At 46.2% G+C, this 2,022-nt stretch carries 3 protein-coding genes; 1 reads left to right on the top strand and 2 read right to left on the bottom strand.

The genetic code is table 11. The annotated features are described in order from the left end of the window. Positions 1 to 279: 279 nt before the first annotated feature. Positions 280 to 1,032 (top strand): DNA cytosine methyltransferase, encoded by a 753-nt coding sequence (locus IQ257_RS29425; protein ID WP_193882711.1) that lies wholly within the window; start codon positions 280 to 282, stop codon positions 1,030 to 1,032. Between the two features lie 2 nt (positions 1,033 to 1,034). Here the strand turns inward: IQ257_RS29425 and IQ257_RS29430 are convergent, their stop codons facing one another. Both IQ257_RS29430 and IQ257_RS29435 read right to left on the bottom strand, forming a co-directional pair. Further along, entirely contained in the window at positions 1,035 to 1,274 is a 240-nt protein-coding gene (locus tag IQ257_RS29430; RefSeq protein ID WP_193882713.1) for a DUF2283 domain-containing protein, read from the bottom strand. Continuing rightward, a complete protein-coding gene (locus IQ257_RS29435) occupies positions 1,265 to 1,597 on the bottom strand; it encodes a hypothetical protein (protein WP_228061161.1) in 333 nt (110 codons plus the stop codon). Before IQ257_RS29435 ends, IQ257_RS29430 begins: the two co-directional genes overlap by 10 nt. Positions 1,598 to 2,022: the final 425 nt, after the last annotated feature.

Raw genomic sequence — 2,022 nt, forward strand, 5'->3', positions numbered from 1 at the left:
CTTGATGTACAACGACCGAAGACTATCACTTAGTTTGATTAACGATTCTGAAGACATACAGCAGATTGCACACTAATTACTCTCTCAGTATCCCTGGTTTTGGATCATCTTTTTCTTGGAATACTCTTAGAGGAGTGACTAAATAGATGAGAGGGTTCGAGCGCTTGCGCGGTAAGCTTACTTCGGTAGATACTGCCTTGGATTCCTTATACCGTAAGTGTTCTTTCCGCTTGTGGCACAGCCGGGGAGTTAGTAATTAACAGGTTTCTTGTGAGAGTATTGAGCTTATTTTCAGGTATTGGTGGCTTAGAATATGCGGCAGAAATTATTGGCGGATTCGATATCAATCAGCTCGTTGAAATTGACACCGCAGCGAAGATAGTACTGAGCGATCGCTTTCCCTATATCCCCATCTATTCTGATATCTGCACATACCAGCCCAGTCTCTACGAATTCGATATGATCTGGGGTGGTTTTCCATGTACTCAAACCAGCGGGGCAGGGAAAAGAACAGGAGTGAGCGATCGCACTTCAATTTCAGGAGCCATGTTCCGTGAATTTCTCCGATGTGTCTGTCAATGCAAACCCCGAATCGTACTGCTCGAACAACCTATGGGATTTGCCGATAGGGGACTTAGAGCATGGGTTGGAGGACTCAAATTGGCAAAATATTCAAGCTTCGATCCACTCGTCATTGCGGCAGATGAATTGGGAGCGCCGTTTGAGAGGACGCGATTATTTATCATTTCCTACCCTACTGAGTGGGAAAGGGAGGGGGTGCGCCGATGCTGGAACGACAAAGTGCGAGAAGTGGTTCAAAGACAACGTGATCAAGCGAGATGGTTGGCAGTTGAGCGCAGAGGGAATAGCATCGTTGCACGGTTTCCCGGCGGATTGGTTCCGAGCCTTATCGCCGTGCCGAGTAATTATCCCGGACGAATCGACGCCAGAAAGTTAGGGGGGCAAACCATTACTGTTCCTCAAGCTTGTGTGGCGTTGGAAATGGTTAAGTGGATTTGGTCAGCAGGATAGTATTATCGCGTCTGAACCGACAAAATCGTTAGCCCAATGACCTCATCATTCTCATAACGGATTACCACATCATCATCCGTTACCTCGCTTTCGGTTGCTGTCTTCGGCGGATAGTAGAAATTGATATACAGTACATCGGCTTCTGCATCATAGGACATCCAGAGCGATCGCTGCTCTTCAATCTTTTGAACCGCTTGGGCAAGTTTCAAATAATTTTGTAAATTAACCTGTGCTAGGGCCATATCTGCTCCTTTCCCTCCAAATAGCTAGACCGTCGATTGAAGAAAGCCGTTACGATAAACCCATCAACAATGACACCTTCAGTGACTAACTCACGATAGACCACTAAAAGCCACTTCCCTGACTTAATAGTTCGTACTGCCATGAGTTGCCCATCTCGACCTGCCAAAATTTTCTCAGGATTCTCAACCGTATTTAGCACCGTAGCTTGTAGCGAACTCATCTCTGGATGCTGTTGGGTAATATGCTGCCATCGTTCTTCCGTCAACCGAATCTCAACCCCATTTACTGAAATGGCAATACCCAACATGAATATTCGGAGCAACCTCACCCTTTAGAACAGTGTAGCTGCCAGGTTACTCATTGGGCTGTTTTTTCCCTAGACTTCGGCTTGAGCGCTCAGTCGAAAGCCTAGCGGCAGTGCGGCTGGACATCACGCCCTCGTATCGATTATGAACATCATTGAACACATTGCCAAAACCCGACTGCCTCTGGGTGAAGAGGGCAGACAGCCATTTATTCCCAAAGTTTGCCTGACTTGTAAGTTTTTCACAAACCACAAAGCCTTGCTATGTTCCATAAATCCCACCGCTTGTAAAGGTGAGGACTCTCACTGCCCACAGTCAGTAGATCAAAAACTTTTGTCTTAGGCGGCGCTTACCTTGATATAACTAGGCTTTTAGACACTTATTTAAGAAAGTGATCGCCATAATTTTGTCGCCGCTTTAGTACATTTGCTCTAATCTCGAC

The sequence above is a fragment of the Coleofasciculus sp. LEGE 07092 genome, from assembly GCF_015207375.1.
Lineage (GTDB): Bacteria > Cyanobacteriota > Cyanobacteriia > Cyanobacteriales > Coleofasciculaceae > LEGE-07092.